This is a genomic window from Streptomyces sp. BBFR25 (assembly GCF_044590125.1).
GTDB lineage: Bacteria > Actinomycetota > Actinomycetes > Streptomycetales > Streptomycetaceae > Streptomyces > Streptomyces canus_D.
The window spans coordinates 3,633,608-3,652,179 of the sequence record NZ_CP172447.1 but is presented as its reverse complement, the minus strand read 5'-3'; the positions used below and the strand labels follow the sequence as shown (position 1 = coordinate 3,652,179).

General features: G+C 72.2%; 15 protein-coding genes. 9 read left to right on the top strand and 6 right to left on the bottom strand.

Annotated elements, in window-relative coordinates:
- Positions 1–20: 20 nt before the first annotated feature.
- The 3 genes from ACGH52_RS16465 to ACGH52_RS16455 are packed head-to-tail and all read right to left on the bottom strand — an operon-like array spanning position 21 to position 2,597.
- On the bottom strand, positions 21–779 hold the full coding sequence (locus tag ACGH52_RS16465; protein ID WP_059301235.1) for an energy-coupling factor ABC transporter ATP-binding protein: 759 nt from the start codon (positions 777–779) through the stop codon (positions 21–23).
- Positions 776–1,537, bottom strand: a complete 762-nt coding sequence (cbiQ, locus tag ACGH52_RS16460) for a cobalt ECF transporter T component CbiQ (protein WP_076974797.1) — start codon at positions 1,535–1,537, stop codon at positions 776–778. Before cbiQ ends, ACGH52_RS16465 begins: the two co-directional genes overlap by 4 nt.
- Before the next feature lies 1 nt (position 1,538).
- The gene (locus tag ACGH52_RS16455; RefSeq protein WP_210973928.1) at positions 1,539–2,597 is read right to left on the bottom strand and encodes an energy-coupling factor ABC transporter permease; all 1,059 of its coding nucleotides are present in this window, start codon (positions 2,595–2,597) and stop codon (positions 1,539–1,541) included.
- 176 nt (positions 2,598–2,773) lie between these two features.
- Between ACGH52_RS16455 and ACGH52_RS16450 the strand changes: the two genes are divergently transcribed.
- On the top strand, positions 2,774–3,154 hold the full coding sequence (locus ACGH52_RS16450) for an SsgA family sporulation/cell division regulator (protein ID WP_059301232.1): 381 nt from the start codon (positions 2,774–2,776) through the stop codon (positions 3,152–3,154).
- 55 nt (positions 3,155–3,209) lie between these two features.
- Here ACGH52_RS16450 and ACGH52_RS16445 read toward each other — a convergent pair whose 3' ends face one another.
- The 3 genes from ACGH52_RS16445 to ACGH52_RS16435 form a co-directional block, all read right to left on the bottom strand.
- The gene (locus ACGH52_RS16445; protein ID WP_399940158.1) at positions 3,210–4,922 is read right to left on the bottom strand and encodes a penicillin-binding transpeptidase domain-containing protein; all 1,713 of its coding nucleotides are present in this window, start codon (positions 4,920–4,922) and stop codon (positions 3,210–3,212) included.
- Positions 4,923–5,024: 102 nt separating this feature from the next.
- Positions 5,025–6,650, bottom strand: coding sequence for a penicillin-binding transpeptidase domain-containing protein (locus ACGH52_RS16440; RefSeq protein ID WP_121703042.1), 1,626 nt, complete (start codon positions 6,648–6,650; stop codon positions 5,025–5,027).
- A 405-nt stretch (positions 6,651–7,055) separates the two neighbouring features.
- Positions 7,056–8,801, bottom strand: a complete 1,746-nt coding sequence (locus ACGH52_RS16435; protein WP_399940154.1) for a dolichyl-phosphate-mannose--protein mannosyltransferase — start codon at positions 8,799–8,801, stop codon at positions 7,056–7,058.
- 109 nt (positions 8,802–8,910) lie between these two features.
- On the opposite strand from ACGH52_RS16435, the gene rsmI reads away from it, so the two are divergent.
- The 8 genes from rsmI (at position 8,911) to ACGH52_RS16395 (ending at position 18,554) form a co-directional block, all read left to right on the top strand.
- The gene (gene rsmI / locus ACGH52_RS16430) at positions 8,911–9,759 is read left to right on the top strand and encodes a 16S rRNA (cytidine(1402)-2'-O)-methyltransferase (RefSeq protein WP_059301226.1); all 849 of its coding nucleotides are present in this window, start codon (positions 8,911–8,913) and stop codon (positions 9,757–9,759) included.
- A 220-nt stretch (positions 9,760–9,979) separates the two neighbouring features.
- A complete protein-coding gene (locus tag ACGH52_RS16425) occupies positions 9,980–10,432 on the top strand; it encodes a hypothetical protein (RefSeq protein ID WP_399940151.1) in 453 nt (150 codons plus the stop codon).
- Between the two features lie 41 nt (positions 10,433–10,473).
- A complete protein-coding gene (locus ACGH52_RS16420; protein WP_059301224.1) occupies positions 10,474–11,364 on the top strand; it encodes a TatD family hydrolase in 891 nt (296 codons plus the stop codon).
- Positions 11,365–11,451: 87 nt separating this feature from the next.
- Positions 11,452–12,798 carry a ubiquitin-like domain-containing protein gene (locus tag ACGH52_RS16415; RefSeq protein ID WP_399940148.1) on the top strand — a complete coding sequence of 449 codons (1,347 nt, stop codon included), beginning with the start codon at positions 11,452–11,454 and terminating at the stop codon, positions 12,796–12,798.
- Between the two features lie 57 nt (positions 12,799–12,855).
- A complete protein-coding gene (gene rsmA, locus ACGH52_RS16410; RefSeq protein ID WP_059301222.1) occupies positions 12,856–13,716 on the top strand; it encodes a 16S rRNA (adenine(1518)-N(6)/adenine(1519)-N(6))-dimethyltransferase RsmA in 861 nt (286 codons plus the stop codon).
- A 14-nt stretch (positions 13,717–13,730) separates the two neighbouring features.
- Positions 13,731–14,630, top strand: a complete 900-nt coding sequence (locus ACGH52_RS16405; RefSeq protein WP_210973923.1) for a 4-(cytidine 5'-diphospho)-2-C-methyl-D-erythritol kinase — start codon at positions 13,731–13,733, stop codon at positions 14,628–14,630.
- Between the two features lie 57 nt (positions 14,631–14,687).
- A complete protein-coding gene (locus ACGH52_RS16400; protein ID WP_059301220.1) occupies positions 14,688–16,502 on the top strand; it encodes an ABC-F family ATP-binding cassette domain-containing protein in 1,815 nt (604 codons plus the stop codon).
- 258 nt (positions 16,503–16,760) lie between these two features.
- Positions 16,761–18,554: a PQQ-binding-like beta-propeller repeat protein gene (locus ACGH52_RS16395; RefSeq protein WP_399940143.1), complete on the top strand. Its 1,794-nt coding sequence runs from the start codon at positions 16,761–16,763 to the stop codon at positions 18,552–18,554.
- The last annotated feature ends 18 nt before the right edge of the window (positions 18,555–18,572 follow it).

Genomic DNA, 18,572 nt, shown 5'->3' with positions numbered 1-18,572 from the left:
CACCGACCGTCCGCGATTCCTCAGCCGCTCGCCGACACCGTCCGCGGATCGAAGCCGAAGGGCAGTTCCAGGCGGTGGGCGCGCATCAGGTCGTCGTCGGAGAGCAGGTCCGAGGTGGGCCCGTCCGCCGCGATCACGCCGTCGCTGAGGATCAGGGCGCGGGAGCACAGCTCCAAGGCGTAGGGGAGGTCGTGGGTGACCATCAGGACCGTGACGTCCAGGGAGCGCAGGATGTCGGCGAGTTCGCGGCGGGATGCCGGGTCGAGGTTGGACGAGGGTTCGTCCAGGACCAGGATCTCCGGCTCCATGGCGAGCACGGTCGCCACCGCCACCCGGCGCCGCTGGCCGAAGGAGAGGTGGTGCGGCGGCCGGTCCTTGAACTCCGCCATGCCGACCAGAGTGAGCGCCCGGTCCACGCACGCCTCCAGCTCAGCCCCCTTCACCCCGGCCGCCGCCGGTCCGAACGCCACGTCCTCGCGCACGGTCGGCATGAACAGCTGGTCGTCGGGGTCCTGGAAGACGATGCCGACCCGGCGCCGGATCTCGGCCATGTTCCGCTTGTCGACCGGCAGCCCGGCCACCGTGACCGTGCCGGTGCCGCCGGTCAGGATGCCGTTGAGGTGGAGCACGAGCGTCGTCTTGCCCGCGCCGTTCGGCCCGAGCAGCGCGACCCGCTCACCGCGCGCCACGGAGAAGTCCACGCCGAACAGGGCCTGGTGCCCGTCGGGGTAGGCGAAGGCGAGGCCGGAGACGTCGAGGGAGGCCGGGACAGCTGTCATAGGGTCCATCCCAGCAGACATACGGCGAGCGCCGCACACGGGAGGGCCAGCGCGTACGACCACTGCGCCCGGGACGCGGTCACCTCGTCGATCACCGGCATCGAACCGGCGTACCCGCGGCTGACCATGGCCAGGTGGACCCGTTCGCCGCGCTCGTAGGAGCGGATGAACAGCGCCCCCGCGGACTTGGCGAGCACGCCCCAGTGCCGTACGCCCCTCGCCTCGAAGCCCCGGGACTCCCGGGCGATCCGCATCCGCCGCATCTCGTCCGCGATCACGTCGCCGTACCGGATCATGAACGAGGCGATCTGCACCAGCAGCGGCGGCAGCTTCAGCCGCTGCAGGCCGAGGAGGAGTTCCCGCAGCTCGGTGGTGGAGGCGAGGAGTACGGAGGCGGCGACGCCCAGGGTGCCCTTGGCGAGGACGTTCCAGGCGCCCCACAGGCCGTTGACGCTCAGAGACAGGCCGAGCACGTCGACCCGCTCGCCCTCCGCCACGAACGGCATGAGCACCGCGAACGCGACGAACGGCACCTCGATCAGCAGCCGTTTGAGCAGGAAGCCGGGCGGCACGCGGGCCGCGTACGCCACCGCCGCGAGCAGCAGCGCGTACAGGCCGAAGGCCCACATCGCCTCGCGCGGCGTCGACACCACGACGACCACGAAGGCGAAGACCGCGGCGAGCTTCGTGTGCGGCGGCAGACCGTGCACGGGGGAGTGGCCGTGCCGGTAGAGCCGATGTGCGTGTCCGGCGCCCACGTCAGACGGTCGTCTCGGTGTTGCTCGGGGACGCGTCCTCGCTGCGGCGCCTGCGCACCGCCCAGAACACGGCGCTGCCCGCGACGACGGTGACGCCGACGCCGATCACGCCCGCGAGGCCCCCGGAGACCCGGGCGTCGGTGATGTCCTTGACGCCGTAGTCGGCGAGCGGGGAGTCGGCGGCGGCGTGCTCCTCGGCCTTCTCGTCGATGCCCTTGTCGGAGGCCACCTTCTCCAGGCCGTCGGGGTCGGCGGAGGCGTAGAAGCTGACGAAGCCGGCCAGGACCAGGGAGGCGACGAGACCGGTGATCCACACCTTGCGGTGGGAGCGGGCGGCGACCGGGGCCGGAGCCGGTGCGGCGCCGGAAGGGGCGTCGACCAGTTCGCCGTTCACCCGCAGCTTGAGCCGCTGCTGGAGCCCGCGCGCCCCGTACACCAGGTCCGGGCGTACGGCGATGACGGCGCCGACGGTCAGCGCGGTGATCGCGGCCTCGCCGATGCCGATCAGCACGTGCACGCCGATCATCGCGGTGGCGACCTTGCCGATAGAGACGTCGGTGGTGCCGCCGATCCAGTACAGGAGCGTGAAGGCGAGCGCGGCGGCCGGGACGGAGACGAGCGCGGCGACGAAGGAGGCGACGGTGACCGAGCGGCGGGTGCGCGGCAGCACCTTCACCAGGCCCCGGAAGAGGGCGTAGGCGACGACCGTGGTGACGATCGCCATGTCGGTGATGTTGACGCCGAGCGCGGTCAGGCCGCCGTCGGCGAAGAGGATGCCCTGCATCAGCAGGACGACGGATACACACAGCACGCCCGTATAGGGCCCGACGAGGATCGCGGCCAGCGCGCCGCCGAGCAGATGCCCGCTGGTCCCGGCCGCGACCGGGAAGTTCAGCATCTGCACCGCGAAGATGAACGCCGCGACCAGCCCGGCCAGCGGCGCCGTCCGCTCGTCCAGTTCGCGGCGTGCGCCGCGCAGGCTGACCGCGATGGCGCCCGCGGCGACGACTCCGGTCACGGCGGAGGTCGGGGCGTTGATGAATCCGTCAGGTACATGCACGGTTCGATGATAGAGACCAGTTGCAACTCGTTCGCAAGAGCGAGGTAAAGGCTGATGTAAGGCCGATCTCACATGTGATATCCGGCCCAGAGGGCGTGAGCCGGGAAATATGGGACATTGGATGGGGGGTGGACCCACAGCTTCAACAAAGGTGGCAGAGCGTAAGGGGCGACCCCATGTCCGTAGTCGAACAGTTCGCACGAGCCCACATCCTCACGGACGCGGACCTCCCCGACGAGGACGACGGCGGAGCAATACCCGTCGTCCTGCGCTACGACCCCCAGCTCGACCCCACGAAGGTGTGCGTCGCCCTGCCCGGGAAGGGCGGCCGTGCGGCCCGCGCCCGCGAGTGGACCTTCTCCCGCGCGCTGCTGGAACAGGGCCTGCGGGCGCCCGCCGGAAGCGGCGAGGTACGGGTGTGGCCGTGCGGGCGGGTGCAGGCCGTGGTCGAGTTCCACTCCCCGCAGGGCTGCTCGGTGGTCCAGTTCGAGAACAAGGCACTGATCCGCTTCCTGCGCCGTACGTACCAGGCCACCGCACAGCCGGTGGTCCATTGAGCCGCGTCGCGGCGGACGGTGGGTGCCGGTCGGGTGGGTGCCGGTCGCTTGGGTGTCAGCCGCCCGCCTTGAGCAGCGCCGCGACGATCGGACCCGCGGTGTCGCCGCCGTGCCCGCCCTGCTGGACCACGCCCGCCGCCGCCAGGTCCCCGCGGTACGCCGTGAACCAGCCGTTGGGCTTCTCCTGGCCGTCGACCTCCGCCGAGCCGGTCTTCGCGCCGACGTCACCGCTCACCCCGGCCATCGCCTCCGCGGCGGTGCCGGACGCCGCCGTGTAGGACATCAGCTCGCGCAGCGCGCCGAGCGTCTCGCCGGACATCGTGCGGGAGGCCGTGGCGAGCGCCCGCCCGTCGACCGACGGGGCGACCAGGTACGGCTGGTGGAAGGAGCCCGACTTCACGGTCGCCGACACCGACGCCATGTTCAGCGGGTTCATCCGCACCCCGCCCTGGCCGATGAGCGAGGCGCCCATCTGGGCCTTGCTCTGCACCGGCACCCGGCCGTCGAAGGTGGACACGCCCACCGACCAGTTGTTCATGGACAGGCCGAAGACCTCCTTGGCCTGCCTGGTCAGGTCGTCGTCCTTCAGCTTCGGGGCCTGGCTGATGAAGGCGGTGTTGCAGGAACGGGCGAAGCTCGCCTTGAAGGTGCCGTCCTTGATGTCGAACTTGTCGTCGTTCTGGAACTTCCAGCCGCCGTAGCTGAAGAACTTGGGGCACGGGTGCTTCTCGTTCACGGACGCCAGGTCCTTCTCCAGCAGCATCGAGGCCGTGATGACCTTCATCGTGGAGCCGGGGGCGAGCGAGCCGAGGAAGGCGGTGTTGAAGCCGTGCCCGCCGTTGGCGACCGCGAGGACCTCGCCGGTGGAGGCGCGCAGCAGCACCACCGACGCGCCCTTCTTGCCGTCCACCTGCTTCTCGGCGGCGGCCTGGAGGGCGGGGTCGAGCGTCGTCTTGAGGGTGCCGGGAGTGCCCTTGCTCAGCTCCAGCAGCGTCTTGTCGGCGACTTCGTCCGCCCCGGACTCCTTCGAGCCCTTGCCGTCCTCGCCGTCACCGGCCGCCTTGCCGCGCACCGCGCGCAGTTCGACGCCGGGGGTGCCGCCGGCCTTCTTGCCGTACTTGTCGCGCAGACCGTCCAGGACGGTGCCGAGGGACGGGTACTTGGCGGCGGTGATCTCCGCGCCGTCCCGGTCCAGCGCCTTGACCGGCGGATCCCCGGCCTTGCCGGTGACCAGCTTGTCGCCGTCCCGCAACTCCGGGTGCACGACGGCCGCGTGCCAGTCGACGCGGGGCTCGCCGTCCCCCTCCCGGCGGACGACGGTCAGCGCGCTGTCGTACGCCAGCGGCTCGGTCGCCTTCTCGTAGGCGACGGTGGCCTTCACGGAGAACGGGACCTTGGCCCCGGCCGGGGTGCCCGCGGTGAAGGCGGCGTCCTTGATGCGGGCGTCCTTGGTGTAGCCGGTGAGCAGGGCCTTCGCCGCCTCGGCGTCGTCGGTCGCGGCGGCGGCGCCGGCCACGTCGCCCTGCTGCCAGGCGGTCAGGAACCGCTGGGCCGTCGAGGTGACCTCGGCCGCCGTCAGCGGGCCCGACTTCACCTTCTCCGGGGCCGCCGCGGACTTGGTGCGCGCGGTGTCCTCGCCGTCGACCCCACCGCCGTACATCGCGTAGGCACCGAATCCGGCACCGGCCACGACCACGGCGGCCACACTGCCGATCACGGCGGGTTTCGTCCTGCGCCGCTCGGTGGCGGCGCCCCTTCTGCTGCCCACTGCGTCCCGTTCCTCGGTGCCTACGGTGCCTACGGTGCCTTCAGTGCCGGGTGTTTCCGACGACGGCGACCACAGTAGGGCCATCGTGGCCGCCGGTCGGTGTCAGCCGCCGACTCGTAGCACGTCTGCGACGATCGGCCCGGCCGCGTCGCCGCCGTGACCGCCCTCCTCGGTCATGGCCGCCGCGGCGATGTCGTTCCGGAACCCGGTGAACCAGCTGTTGGAGACCGTCTGTCCGTCGACCTCGGCCGACCCGGTCTTGGCGCCGATGTCGCCGCCGAGCCCGGACATGGCCTTGACGCCGGTGCCCTGGGTGGCGGTGAGCCGCATCATCTGCTTGAGCTGGGAGGCGGTGCCCTGCGGCAGCCCCTTGGCGGTGGCGGGCTCGCGGTCGTCCAGGTCGAACGGCACCAGGTAGGGCTGGCGGAACTCACCGGTGATGGCGGTCGCGGTGACCGAGGCCATGTTCAGCGGGTTCATCTGGACCTGGCCCTGCCCGATGGCGCCCGCGGCACGGTCGGGGCCGCTCACGGCGGGGACCTTGCCGTCGAAGGAGGAGATGCCGGTCTGCCAGTTGTCCTGCCCGAGCCCGAAACGCTCCTGGGCCTCCTGCATCAACGAGGAGTCGGTGAGCGGCTTCTCGTCGATGAGCTTGATGAAGCCGGTGTTGCAGGAGCGCATGAAGGTGTTGGCGAGCGTGGCGCTCTCGTTGGGCTGCATGCCGGTGAGGTTCTTGAAGGTCTGGCTCTGCCAGGTCGCCGTGTCGGGGCAGGGCGCCGGGCCGTTCATCGAGGTCACGCCGTTGTCGATGAGCATGGCCGCGGTGATGATCTTCATCGTGGAACCGGGCGCGACCGTGCCCTGGAAGGCCGCGTTGAACCCGTCCGTGCGGTTGTTCGCCACCGCCAGCACCTCACCGGAGCTCGGCTTCACGGCGACCACGGAGGACTGCCCGTACCGCTTCACCGCCTTCTCGGCCGCCGCCTGCACGCTCGCGCTGAGGGTGGTGCGCAGCTTCCCGGGCTTGCCTTCGGTCAGCGTCAGCAGCGGGGTGTCCGGCGCGTCCGCGGCCGTGTGCCGGACCGCCAGCTCGACGCCGGGGGTGCCGCCGGCCTTGTCGCCGTACTTCTCCCGGAGTTTGGCGAGGATCGGGCCCAGCGAGGGGTACTTCTCCTTGCTCAGCACGGCACCGTCCCGCCCGACGGCCTGGATCTGCGGGGTCGCCGACTCCGCGGTGACCAGGGTGTCCCCGTCCTTCAGATCCGGGTGGACGACGGACGGCTCCCAGTCCACCAGCGCCCGCCCGCTGGTCTCCCCGCGCACCACGGTCAACGTGCTCTTGTAGCTGAGCGGCTTGGTCGCCCCCTCGTACGACACCTTCGCCTTCACCGTGAACGGCACGGAGGTCCCGGCCGCCGTACCCGGCGTGATCTCGACGCCGCCGATGTGCGCGTCCTCGCCGTAGGCGGTCAGCAGCGCCCCGGCGACCGAGGCGTTGTTGGTGTAGGACGCCGCGGTGGTCGCGTCACCCTTCTCCCAGGCCGCGAAGAACTTCTCGCTCGTCTCCGCGACCTCGTCCTCGCCCGGCGGTCCGCTCTTGGCCTCCGAGGACCCGGAGCCCCCGTCCCCGTCCAGCGCCGACACCACGTTGTAGGCGCCGTACCCGGCACCGCCCACCATCACGGCGAACACCCCGCCTATGACGGCGACCTTCACCCCCCTGCCCATCGGCAGTCCCCTCCCCGTCAGACCTTCCGCCCGCCATCTTGAACGCGTTCAGAAGTAGTTGTAGGTGCACTCTAAGCGCAGGGGGTGAACGGTGGTACGGGTGTTTCCGATTGGTGGCCTAAAGGAGACCCGGGGGCGCGACGCCGCCGACCGTCGATCACCGGCTCGTCCGCCGGGCCGCCTGGATGTCTGCGACGGCTGCGGCGACAGAGGCGCTGAAGGCCGGGTCCTGGCGGGCGATCACCCGACCCCGAAACTCCTCCACGAGGCGGACGGCGCCGGACAGGTCGGCAGCTCCGGGGCCGTCTCCGGGCCGTACGAGGGGGACCAGCGTCGGCCGCCAACGACCGACAACGACCATGAGGGCACGGCATGCCGCCGTGCCCTCATGACATGTCCGCCCAGCTAGACCCACGTATCCAGCCACATTCGCGCCCGCCACTCCTCCATCGGGATCGCCGTGCCCGTGTACAAGGGCCAGAAGTAGATGAAGTTCCAGGCGATGAGGAGGACCAGGACGCCCGCGCCCGTCGCGCCCGCGACTCTGCGGGTGTCGGTGCAGCCCGGGCGGCCGATGATCGCGCCCAGGAGCATGGCCACCGCGAGGCAGAGGAACGGGACGAAGACGACGGCGTAGAAGAGGAAGATCGTGCGCTCCTGGTACATGAACCAGGGGAGGTAACCGGCGACCACGCCGCAGGCGATGGCGCCCGCGCGCCAGTCGCGGCGGAAGAACCAGCGCCACAGGACGTACAGGAGGGCGAAGCAGCCCAGCCACCAGAGCAGGGGTGTGCCGAGGGCGAGGACCTCGCGGGCGCACTTCTCGCCCGCGTCGACCGGGCAGCCGTCCGAGCCCGCCGACGGGGACTCGTAGAAGTAGGAGACCGGGCGGCCCAGGACGATCCAGCTCCAGGGGTTCGACTGGTACGTGTGCGGCGAGGTGAGGTGGGTGTGGAACTCCAGCACCTGGGTCTCGTAGTGCCACAGGCTGCGCCACCAGTCGGGGAAGAGCCACGACCAGGAGCTGTCCGCGCCGTCCTTCGCCGCCCAGTCGCGGTAGTAGCCGCCGGTGCCGTCGGAAGGGGAGAGGATCCAGCCGAGCCAGGAGAGGAGGTACGTCGCCAGGGCCACCGGGACCGTGGAGAGGAAGGCCCAGCCCAGGTCGTGGCGGAGTACCGCGCGGTAGGGGCGGTGGGCGCCCGCGACGCGGCGGGAGCCGACGTCCCACAGCACGGCCATCACGCAGAAGGCCGCCATGATGTACAGGCCGTTCCACTTGGTGGCCGCCGCCAGCCCCAGCATCAGGCCCGCCGCCACGCGCCAGGGGCGCCACCCGAGGCGGAGGGTCTCCGCGATGTGCGCGTCGGGGCGGGCGCGGCCGTCCTCGTCCACCGGGAGTGCGGCGGCGAGTCTCGAACGGGCCTTGTCGCGGTCCACGACCAGGCAGCCGAAGGCGGCCAGCACGAAGAACATCAGCACGCCGTCCAGCAGCGCGGTGCGGCTCATCACGAAGTGCAGGCCGTCCAGTGCCATCAGGGCGCCCGCCAGGCACCCCAGGAACGTGGAGCGGAACAGGCGGCGGCCGATCCGGCACAGCAGCAGCACCGACAGGGTGCCGAGCAGCGCCGTCATGAAGCGCCAGCCGAAGGGGTCGAAGCCGAACAGCAGTTCGCCCAGGCCGATGACGTACTTGCCGACCGGCGGGTGCACCACGTACGCCGCGTCGGTCGGGATCGGGACGTCGCCGCCCGAGTTCAGGATGAGGTCGTTGGCGTTCTTGTCCCAGTTGACCTCGAAGCCGCGGTGGACCAGCGCCCACGCGTCCTTCGCGTAGTACGTCTCGTCGAATATCACCGCCTTCGGGCTGCCCAGGTTCCAGAACCGCAGCAGCCCCGCGAGCAGCGCCACCAGCAGCGGGCCGCCCCACGCCGACCAGCGGATCATCCGCTCGGCAAGCGGCTTCGACAGGCCCAGGAACGCCCACAGGCGCGGGCTCGGGCTCGTGTACGGCGGCACCAGCCGGTCGCGGACGTCACCGGCCGCGGGCCCCGCCGTGTAGCCGAAGCGGCGCAGCCGCTGCTGCCAGGTGGGCGGCTCGTCGTGCGGGGCCTGGCCCTGCCGGGTGTCCGTGGAGGACGCGGTACTGGTCACCGCGCCATCGTAGGGAACCGCGCTGTGCGCGTCCCGTGCATGGGCCTCCCGGGGGCGGATACGTTCCCCTTTCGGGAGGACAGGCCGCCAGGACTGGGAGGATGGGGGCGTGACTGGAACCCTTGTACTCGCGGGCACCCCCATCGGCGACGTCCAGGACGCCCCGCCCCGGCTCGCCGCGGAACTGGCGGGCGCGGACGTCGTCGCCGCCGAGGACACCCGGCGGCTGCGCCGGCTCACCCAGGCGCTCGGCGTCGCACCCGCGGGGCGTGTCGTGTCGTACTTCGAGGGCAACGAGTCCGCCCGTACGCCCGAGCTGGTGGAGGAGCTGGCCGGGGGAGCGCGGGTGCTGCTGGTCACCGACGCCGGGATGCCGTCGGTGTCCGACCCCGGGTACCGGCTGGTCGCCGCGGCCGTCGAGCGCGGGGTGCGTGTCACCGCCGTCCCCGGGCCGTCCGCCGTACTGACGGCGCTCGCCCTGTCGGGGCTGCCGGTCGACCGGTTCTGCTTCGAGGGCTTCCTGCCCCGCAAGGCCGGGGAACGGCTGACCCGGCTGCGCGAGGTCGCCGAGGAGCGCCGGACCCTCGTCTACTTCGAGGCCCCGCACCGTCTCGACGACACCCTTGCGGCCATGGCCGAGGTCTTCGGCACCGACCGGCGGGCCGCCGTCTGCCGGGAGCTGACCAAGACGTACGAGGAGGTCAGGCGGGGAGGGCTCGGTGAGCTGGCCGCGTGGGCCGGTGAAGGGGTGCGGGGCGAGATCACCGTCGTTGTGGAGGGGGCGCCGGAGAAGGGGCCCGAGGAGATCGGCGCCGAGGAGCTGGTGCGCAGGGTGCGGGTGCGCGAGGAGGCGGGGGAGCGGCGCAAGGAGGCGATCGCCGCGGTGGCCGCCCAGGTGGGCGTGCCCAAGCGGGAGGTGTTCGACGCGGTGGTGGCGGCGAAGAACGCGGGGAGCTGAGGGGGAGCGGAAGGGCTCGGCTTGACCCGGGCCGCCCCGGCTTTGACCCGGGCCGCCTCGCCCTTGACCTGAACCGCCCCGCCCTTGACCCGCTCCTGACCTTGCGGGCACTCCTGCCAAGGACGGTCCAAATCGGCCCAAACACTCGGCAGCGCCTGGTGCTTTCCCGCTGGTGGAGGAGTCCACTGGAGGAAGGAGCAGAACGAACCAAGGAGCCGGGATGAGCATGAGTGAGAGCACCGCGCGGACCCGAGTGCGCGCCGGTGCCACCGCCGTCGTCCACGAGTCGTACTCCTTCGCCTGCATGCGCTGCGGGCACGGCTGGGAGCAGTCGTTCGAGATCGAGCACCACACGGACACCGACGGCCGCGCGTTCGTGCGCTACATCGCGGGCGGCCGCGTCGTGCCCTCCCCGCTGACCCGGCCGACCTGCGCCACCTGCGACAGCCACGTCGTACGCATCCTGCGCCCGGGCCGGGTCGCCTCCGTGCGCGGCACCGCCCACGGCGTCCACCGGGTGCCCGCGGCCGGTCCCCTGGAGGTGCCGCGGGTGCCCGAGGCGGGGGTGCCCGAGGCGCCGGGGCTGGGGGCGCCGGGACTGTCCGGCGAACGCCGGCACTGGCACCTGGCCGACCTGCTGCACGCCCTCCACCTCCACCGCAGGGCCGCCTGACCGGCCCCTCGGGCGCGCGAGGGCTTCCGTAGGATCGGAGCATGCCTTCGAACGCCCCGGGCCGGTCCGACAAGAACGCCGCGCCCCCGCTGCCCGAGCCCCTGCGGGTGCCGGTCGCCGATTCGCACACCCACCTCGACATGCAGTCCGGCACGGTCGAGGAGGCGCTCGCCAAGGCCGCGTCGGTCGGCGTCACGACCGTCGTCCAGGTCGGGTGCGACCTCGCCGGGTCCCGCTGGGCCGCCGAGACCGCCGCGGCGCACGACGCCGTCCACGCCACCGTCGCCCTGCATCCCAACGAGGCCCCGCGCATCGTGCACGGCGATCCCGACGGCTGGTCGCGACAGGGGGCGCGCGAGCCCGGCGGCGACGCGGCCCTCGACGACGCCCTCGCGGAGATCGACCGGCTCGCGGCGCTCCCGCAGGTCAGGGGCGTCGGCGAGACGGGTCTTGACTACTTCCGCACCGGCCCGGAGGGCAAGGAAGCCCAGGAGCGGTCCTTCCGCGCCCACATCGAGATCGCCAAACGGCACGGCAAGACCCTCGTCATCCACGACCGCGACGCCCACACCGACGTCCTGCGCGTCCTCAAGGAGGAGGGCGCCCCCGAGCGCACCGTCTTCCACTGCTACTCCGGCGACGCCGAGATGGCCGAGATCTGCGCCCGCGCCGGGTACTACATGTCCTTCGCCGGCAACGTCACCTTCAAGAACGCCCAGAACCTGCGCGACGCCCTCGCGGTGGCCCCGGCCGAGCTGGTCCTGGTGGAGACCGACGCGCCGTTCCTGACACCGGCGCCCTACCGGGGGCGGCCGAACGCCCCCTACCTGGTGCCCGTGACGGTGCGTGCCATGGCGGCCGTACGGGGCGTCGACGAGGACACCCTGGCCACCGCGCTCGCCGCGAACACGGCCCGCGCCTTCGGGTACTGACACGCAGAGTAGTCGCGTCGCTTGGGAGAGTGACCGACCCTCCGCTAGGTTCTGGGGGCCCGATCGGGACCCCTGGAGCGTGTGGGTGTGAGCAGAACGCAGTTCGAGCCGGCAGAGGCGGCAGAGGCGAACGAGTACGCGAACGTGTACGCGTACGAGTACCTCGCACCGTACGACGTGCACACCGCGCCGACCCTGCCGTACGGGTACGACCGCGAGTACGGCGACCCGTACCGGCCCGCGCCGCCGCCCCTCCACGAGCCGACCGTGCCCGTGGTGCCCCGGCAGGGCGACGGGCGGGCCGAGCGCCGGCGCCGGGCGCGGTCGGTTCATGGGCGGGCGGACACCTCCCTGCGCAGGCTGCTGCCGCGCGCCCTGGTCGTGGCCTTCCTCGCGGGCGGCACCACGGCCTTCGTCGCCAAGGACAAGGCGGTCGAGCTGACCGTCGACGGCACCCCGCGCACGCTGCACACCTTCGCCGACGACGTGACCGAACTGCTCGCCGAGCAAGGCGTCCAGGTGGGCGCCCACGACGTGATCGCACCCGCCCCCGGCACCCCGCTGACCAGCGGCGAGGACGTCACCGTCCGCTACGGGCGGCCCGTGCTGCTCACCCTGGACGGCCACCGGCGCCAGGTGTGGACGACGGCCGGGACGGTGGAGGGCGCGCTGCGGCAGCTCGGCGTGCGGGCGCAGGGCGCGTACCTGTCCACCGGGCCCTCCCGGCGCATCGGCCGCGAGGGCCTCGCCCTGGTGGTCCGCACCGAGCGGGTGGTCACCGTCATGGCGGACGGCCGGACCCGCACCGTCCGCACCAACGCGGCGACCGTGCGGGAGGCCGTCGAGGAGGCCGGCATCACGCTGCGCGGCGAGGACACCACCTCCGTCCCCCCGACCGGCTTCCCGCGCGACGGGCAGACCGTCACGGTGCTGCGGATCACCGGGTCCCAGGAGGTCCGCGAGGACCCGATCCCCTTCGACGAGCGACGGACCGAGGACGCCACCCTCTTCCAGGGGGCCGAGGTCGTCCAGCAGGCGGGCCGGCCCGGACTGCGCCGCACCACGTACGCCCTGCGCACCGTCAACGGCGTCCGGCAGAAGCCGCGCCGCCTGCGCACCGAGGTGGTCCGCGAGCCCAGCCCGCGGATCGTGCGGGTCGGCACCCGGCCCCGGCCGACCTCCGTGCACGGCGCCGACCACCTGAACTGGCAGGGCCTGGCCGCCTGCGAGTCCGGCGGCCGCCCGGACGCCGTCGACCCGTCCGGGACGTACGGGGGCCTCTACCAGTTCGACTCCGCCACCTGGCACGACCTCGGCGGCGAGGGCCGCCCGGAGAACGCGTCGGCCGCGGAGCAGACGTACCGGGCGCAGAAGCTGTACGTACGCAGCGGCGCCAGTGCCTGGCCGCACTGCGGCGCCCGGCTGCGGGAATGAGTCCCCGGCGCCCGGCTGCGGGATCGATGCCGTCCCGCCCCCGGCTACCCTTGCGGGGTGAGCAGCCCCACCCCCGACGCCCTCCTGGGCGCAGCCGACGTCCGTGAACTCGCGGCCGCCCTCGGCGTACGCCCCACCAAGCAGCGCGGCCAGAACTTCGTCATCGACGCGAACACGGTCCGCCGCATCGTCCGCACCGCCGAGGTACGCCCCGACGACGTGGTGGTCGAGGTGGGACCGGGTCTCGGCTCGCTCACCCTGGCCCTGCTGGAGGCCGCCGACCGGGTCACCGCCGTCGAGATCGACGACGTCCTCGCCGGTGCCCTGCCCGCCACCGTCGCCGCCCGCATGCCGGAGCGCGCCGACCGGTTCGCGCTCGTGCACTCCGACGCCATGCACGTGACCGAGCTGCCGGGGCCCGCCCCGACCGCCCTGGTCGCGAACCTCCCCTACAACGTCGCCGTCCCCGTCCTCCTCCACATGCTCGACACCTTCCCGAGCATCGAGCGGACCCTCGTCATGGTGCAGGCCGAGGTCGCCGACCGGCTCGCCGCCGGACCCGGGTCGAAGGTGTACGGCGTCCCGTCCGTGAAGGCCAACTGGTACGCCGAGGTGAAGCGGGCCGGGTCCATCGGCCGCAACGTCTTCTGGCCCGCGCCGAACGTCGACAGCGGGCTGGTGTCACTCGTCCGGCGGACGGAGCCGCTGAAGACCACCGCGTCCAGGCGCGAGGTCTTCGCCGTCGTCGACGCCGCGTTCGCCCAGCGCCGCAAGACCCTGCGGGCCGCGCTCGCCGGGTGGGCGGGGTCCGCCGCCGCCGCCGAGGCCGCACTCGTCGGCGCGGGCGTGTCGCCGCAGGCGCGCGGAGAGGCCCTGACCGTGGAAGAGTTCGCGCGTATCGCCGAGCACAAGCAGTAGGGAGTGACGAGCACGTGAGCGTGACGGTCCGCGTCCCCGCCAAGGTCAACGTCCAGCTGGCGGTCGGCGCCGCCCGCCCCGACGGCTTCCACGACCTGGCCAACGTCTTCCTCGCCGTCTCCCTGTACGACGAGATCACCGCGACCCCGGCCGCCGACGGACTCCGCGTCACCTGCGAAGGGCCGGACGCCGACCAGGTCCCGCTCGACCGCACCAACCTCGCCGCCCGCGCGGCACTCGCCCTCGCCGAACGGTACGGCCGCGCACCCGACGTCCACCTCCACATCGCCAAGGACATCCCGGTCGCCGGTGGCATGGCGGGCGGCAGTGCCGACGGCGCGGGCGCGCTGCTCGCCTGCGACGCCCTGTGGGGCACCGGCGCCTCCCGGGAGGAACTGCTCGACATCTGTGCCGAGCTGGGCAGCGACGTGCCGTTCAGCCTGGTCGGCGGGGCGGCGCTGGGCACCGGGCGGGGAGAGCGACTGACCGCGCTGGAGGTGGGCGGCGACTTCCGCTGGGTGTTCGCGCTGGCCGCGCGGGGCCTGTCCACGCCGGCCGTCTTCCGTGAGTTCGACCGGCTGGCGGAGGGCCTGGACATCCCGGAGCCGGTCGCCGACCAGGCGGTGCTCGACGCCCTCGCGAAGGGCGACCCGGCGGCGCTCGCCGTGGCCGCCTCCAACGACCTCCAGCCGGCCGCGCTCTCCCTCTTCCCCGAGCTGTCCGACACCCTCGCGGCGGGCCGGGCGGCGGGGGCACTGGCCGCGCTGGTCTCGGGCTCGGGGCCGACCACGGCCTTCCTCGCGACCGACGCCAAGTCCGCCTCCGACATCGCGGGGGTGCTGCGGGCGTCGGGGACGTGCCGGGACGTGCGTACGGCGGTGGGGGCGGCGGCGGGGGCGACGGTCCTGGACTGAGGCTCCCGGCGGCCGGTCTACCCTGGAGGGTCGAGCGATCCCCCAGTCAGGAGAGAAATGGCCGTCAATCTGGTCAATGTCGAGAACGTCAGCAAGGTGTACGGCACCCGTGCACTTCTCGACGGCGTGTCCCTCGGCGTCTCCGAGGGGGACCGCATCGGTGTCGTCGGGCGCAACGGCGACGGCAAGACGACCATGATCCGGATGCTGGCCAGGCTGGAGGAGCCGGACACCGGCCGGGTCACCCACTCCGGCGGACTGCGGCTCGGGGTGCTCACCCAGCACGACTCCCTCGACCCCGCCGCCACCGTCCGGCACGAGGTCATCGGCGACCTGGCCGACCACGAGTGGGCGGGCAGCGCCAAGATCCGCGACGTGCTGACCGGGCTGTTCGGCGGGCTGGACATGCCGGGCTTCCCGCAGGGGCTGGACACCGTGATCGGGCCGCTCTCCGGCGGTGAGCGGCGCCGGATCGCGCTGGCCAAGCTGCTGATCGAGGAACAGGACCTGGTCGTCCTCGACGAGCCCACCAACCACCTCGACGTCGAGGGCATCGCCTGGCTCGCGGGGCATCTTCGCGAGCGGCGCTCCGCGCTCGTGTGCGTCACCCACGACCGGTGGTTCCTCGACCAGGTCTGCACCCGCATGTGGGACGTGCAGAAGGGCGACGTCTACGAGTACGAGGGCGGCTACTCCGACTACGTCTTCGCCCGCGCCGAACGCGAGCGCATCGCCGCCACCGAGGAGACCAAGCGGCAGAACCTGGTCCGCAAGGAGCTGGCCTGGCTGCGGCGCGGCGCGCCCGCCCGTACCTCCAAGCCCCGCTTCCGCGTCGAGGCCGCCAACGAGCTGATCGCCGACGTGCCGCCGCCCCGGGACAGCAGCGAGTTGATGAAGTTCGCGTCGTCGCGGCTCGGCAAGACGGTGTTCGACCTGGAGGACGTGACCGTCCAGGCCGGTCCCAAGGTGCTGCTGAAGCATGTGACGTGGCAGCTCGGGCCGGGCGACCGCATCGGCCTCGTCGGTGTCAACGGCGCCGGCAAGACCTCCTTGCTGCGGGATCTCGCGAACGCGGCGTACAGCGACGGGGAGCAGCAGCCCGCGGGCGGGCGCGTCAAGGTCGGCAGGACCGTCAAGCTGGCGTACCTGTCGCAGGAGGTCGCCGAACTCGACCCCACCTGGCGGGTGCTGGAGGCCGTGCAGCGCGTCCGTGAGCGGGTCGACCTCGGCAAGGGGCGCGAGATGACCGCGGGGCAGCTGTGCGAGACCTTCGGCTTCGGCAAGGAGAAGCAGTGGACGCCGGTCGGCGACCTGTCCGGCGGTGAGCGGCGGCGGTTGCAGCTGCTGCGGCTGCTCATGGACGAGCCCAACGTCCTCTTCCTCGACGAGCCCACCAACGACCTCGACATCGAGACCCTGACCCAGCTGGAGGACGTCCTCGACGGCTGGCCCGGCTCGATGATCGTCATCTCCCACGACCGGTTCTTCATCGAGCGCACCACCGACCGGGTCTTCGCCCTGCTCGGCGACGGCGCGCTGCGCATGCTGCCGCGCGGCATCGACGAGTACCTGGAGCGGCGGCAGCGCATGGAGGAGGCCGCCGCGTCCAGCGCCCCGGCCGTGGCGGCCAGGCCCGCCGCCGCCGTGCCCGAGAAGAGCGCCGCCGACGTACGCGCCGCCAAGAAGGAACTCCAGAAGATCGAGCGGCAGCTGGACAAGGTCTCCGAGAAGGAGACCAAGCTGCACGCGCAGATCGCCGAGAACGCCACGGACTTCGCGAAGGTGGCCGAACTGGACGCCGAGCTGCGCGCGCTGACGGGGCAGCGCGACGAGCTGGAGATGCGCTGGCTGGAACTGGCCGAGGACGCCTGACCGCCTGCGCGCGGGGAGCGCGGGTGGTGTAAAGGGCGGGTGAAGGCTCGTAACAGAGGCATCACGGGCCGGTCCTCCCTTGGGAACAGGGGCGGACGCGGCCCGGTGGGCGGTTGGCCGCGGGTGATAGAAAGGCCGTCCGAGGACTGTCCCAGGGCAGTCCGAGGCGTGTGGAACGAACGCCGTAGACGACTCCGGGGCCAGCGCGTGACCCGGGGCGTGGCTAAAAATCAGTGAGTAATAAGGGGGAACGCGCTGATGAGCCAGCCGCCGAATCAGCCGCCGCAGCCGGGTGGCTTCGGAGCACCGCAGGACCCACCGCCGGGAGGTTTCGGGGCACCGACCCCGCCGCCCCCGCAGGGCCCGCCGCCCGGTCCGCCGCAGCAGCAGCCGGGCTACGGCTATCCGCAGCAGCCCGGTCAGCCGGGCCAGCCCGCCCAGCCCGGGCCCTACGGTCAGCAGCCCGGACCGTACAACTCCGGCCCGTACGCCCAGCCGCAGCAGCCGGGGCCGTACGGCCAGCAGCCCGGCTACGGATACCCGCAGCAGCAGTACCCCGGCTTCCCCGGCGCTCCCGGTACGCCGCCGCCCGGCGGTCCCGGGTCGCGCAACCCCTTCCGCGGCAAGCCCGCCCTCGCCGTCGGAGCGGCCGTCGCGGCCCTGCTCGTCATCGGCGGCAGCGTGTGGGCGGTCACCGCGAGCGGCGGCGACGACGAGAAGGACAAGAAGCCCGTCGTCGCCAAGACCGACGACCCCAAGCCCTCCGGCTCCAAGGGCGCCGCCCCGGTCAACCCCGGTGACGGCAGCGGCGACGGCGGCGAGGACCCCGAGGACCTCAACGAGGGCCGCCAGGCCGGCGAGTCCAAGGTGCTCTGGTACAAGGAGGCGCCCGACGCCCCCGGTTCCGGTGCCGACGCCGACGGCATGTGGATCACCGGCAAGGCCGCGGTGAAGGCGGCGTACAAGCAGGTCCTCGCCTACAACGTCGGCGACGGCAAGCCCGCCTGGGACCCGATCGCCTTCCCGGAGAAGATCTGCTCGGTCACTCCGGAGAAGACCGCCGCCGACAAGATCGTCGTCGCCTACATGAGCGGCTCCAGCGACCGCGCCAAGTGCAACAAGCTCCAGGAGATCGACCTCGCCACCGGCGAGAAGGGCTGGTCCGAGGAGGTCGCCGACGGTGACCTGTTCGACTCCACGCTCTCCGTCGAACTCTCGCTCAGCGGTGACATCCTGATGGTCGGCCGCTCCCAGTCCGGCACCGCCTACGACGTCCGCAGCGGCAAGAAGCTGTACGAGAAGAAGAAGTACGGCGACGCCTGCTTCCCCGCCGGGTTCGCGGGCAGCGCGAACAAGCTCGTCCAGGTCGCCTCCTGCGGCGCCGGCGGCAACAACGCGCACGACGAGTTGCAGGGCCTCGACCCGAAGACCGGCAAGGTCCTGTGGACCTACAAGTACGAGAAGGACTGGCGGGTCGCCCGCGCCTACTCCGTCGACCCGTTGGTCGTCTACGCCACCAACGAGGACAAGAAGGTCTGGAACATCTCCAGCTTCACCTCCGCGGGCAAGGTCCAGGAGCAGGTCGGCGTCGACGAGGACTTCGCCCCCGAGTGCGGCTGGGCCATCCTCGAACGCGACCTCCAGGGGTGCAGCGGCGTGGCGGTCGCCGCGGGCACGCTCTACCTGCCGACCGAGGCGACCAGCGGCGCCAACGAGATCGTCGCGATCAACCTCGCCACCGGCAAGGAGAAGTGGCGGACCAAGTCCCCCGCGGACGAGTCGATGATGCCGATGAAGGTCGAGGGCGACCAGCTCATCGCGTACGTCCAGCCGTCCTACGACGCGGGCGGGCAGGTCGTGTCCATCCCGACCGGCGGCAGCAGCCACAAGCCGGCCAAGCTGCTGCAGAACCCGCAGGGCGTCGCGGACATCGAGAACGGCTTCTACTCCAAGGACATCGACTGGGTCGACGGGCGGTTCTTCATCTCCAGCACCCGCCTGACCGGGAACGACGAGTCGAAGGAGAAGTTGATGCTCGCCTACGGCAAGTGACCTCTTCTCCGACCGTTC

Bases quoted from the DNA above. Each gene is read 5' to 3' on its own strand.
- ACGH52_RS16465 (WP_059301235.1), bottom strand. From the start codon at position 779: ATGACAGCTGTCCCGGCCTCCCTCGACGTCTCCGGCCTCGCCTTCGCC.
- ACGH52_RS16395 (WP_399940143.1), top strand. From the start codon at position 16,761: ATGAGCCAGCCGCCGAATCAGCCGCCGCAGCCGGGTGGCTTCGGAGCA.
- ACGH52_RS16420 (WP_059301224.1), top strand. From the start codon at position 10,474: ATGCCTTCGAACGCCCCGGGCCGGTCCGACAAGAACGCCGCGCCCCCG.
- ACGH52_RS16450 (WP_059301232.1), top strand. From the start codon at position 2,774: ATGTCCGTAGTCGAACAGTTCGCACGAGCCCACATCCTCACGGACGCG.
- ACGH52_RS16440 (WP_121703042.1), bottom strand. From the start codon at position 6,650: ATGGGCAGGGGGGTGAAGGTCGCCGTCATAGGCGGGGTGTTCGCCGTG.
- ACGH52_RS16425 (WP_399940151.1), top strand. From the start codon at position 9,980: ATGAGCATGAGTGAGAGCACCGCGCGGACCCGAGTGCGCGCCGGTGCC.
- ACGH52_RS16400 (WP_059301220.1), top strand. From the start codon at position 14,688: ATGGCCGTCAATCTGGTCAATGTCGAGAACGTCAGCAAGGTGTACGGC.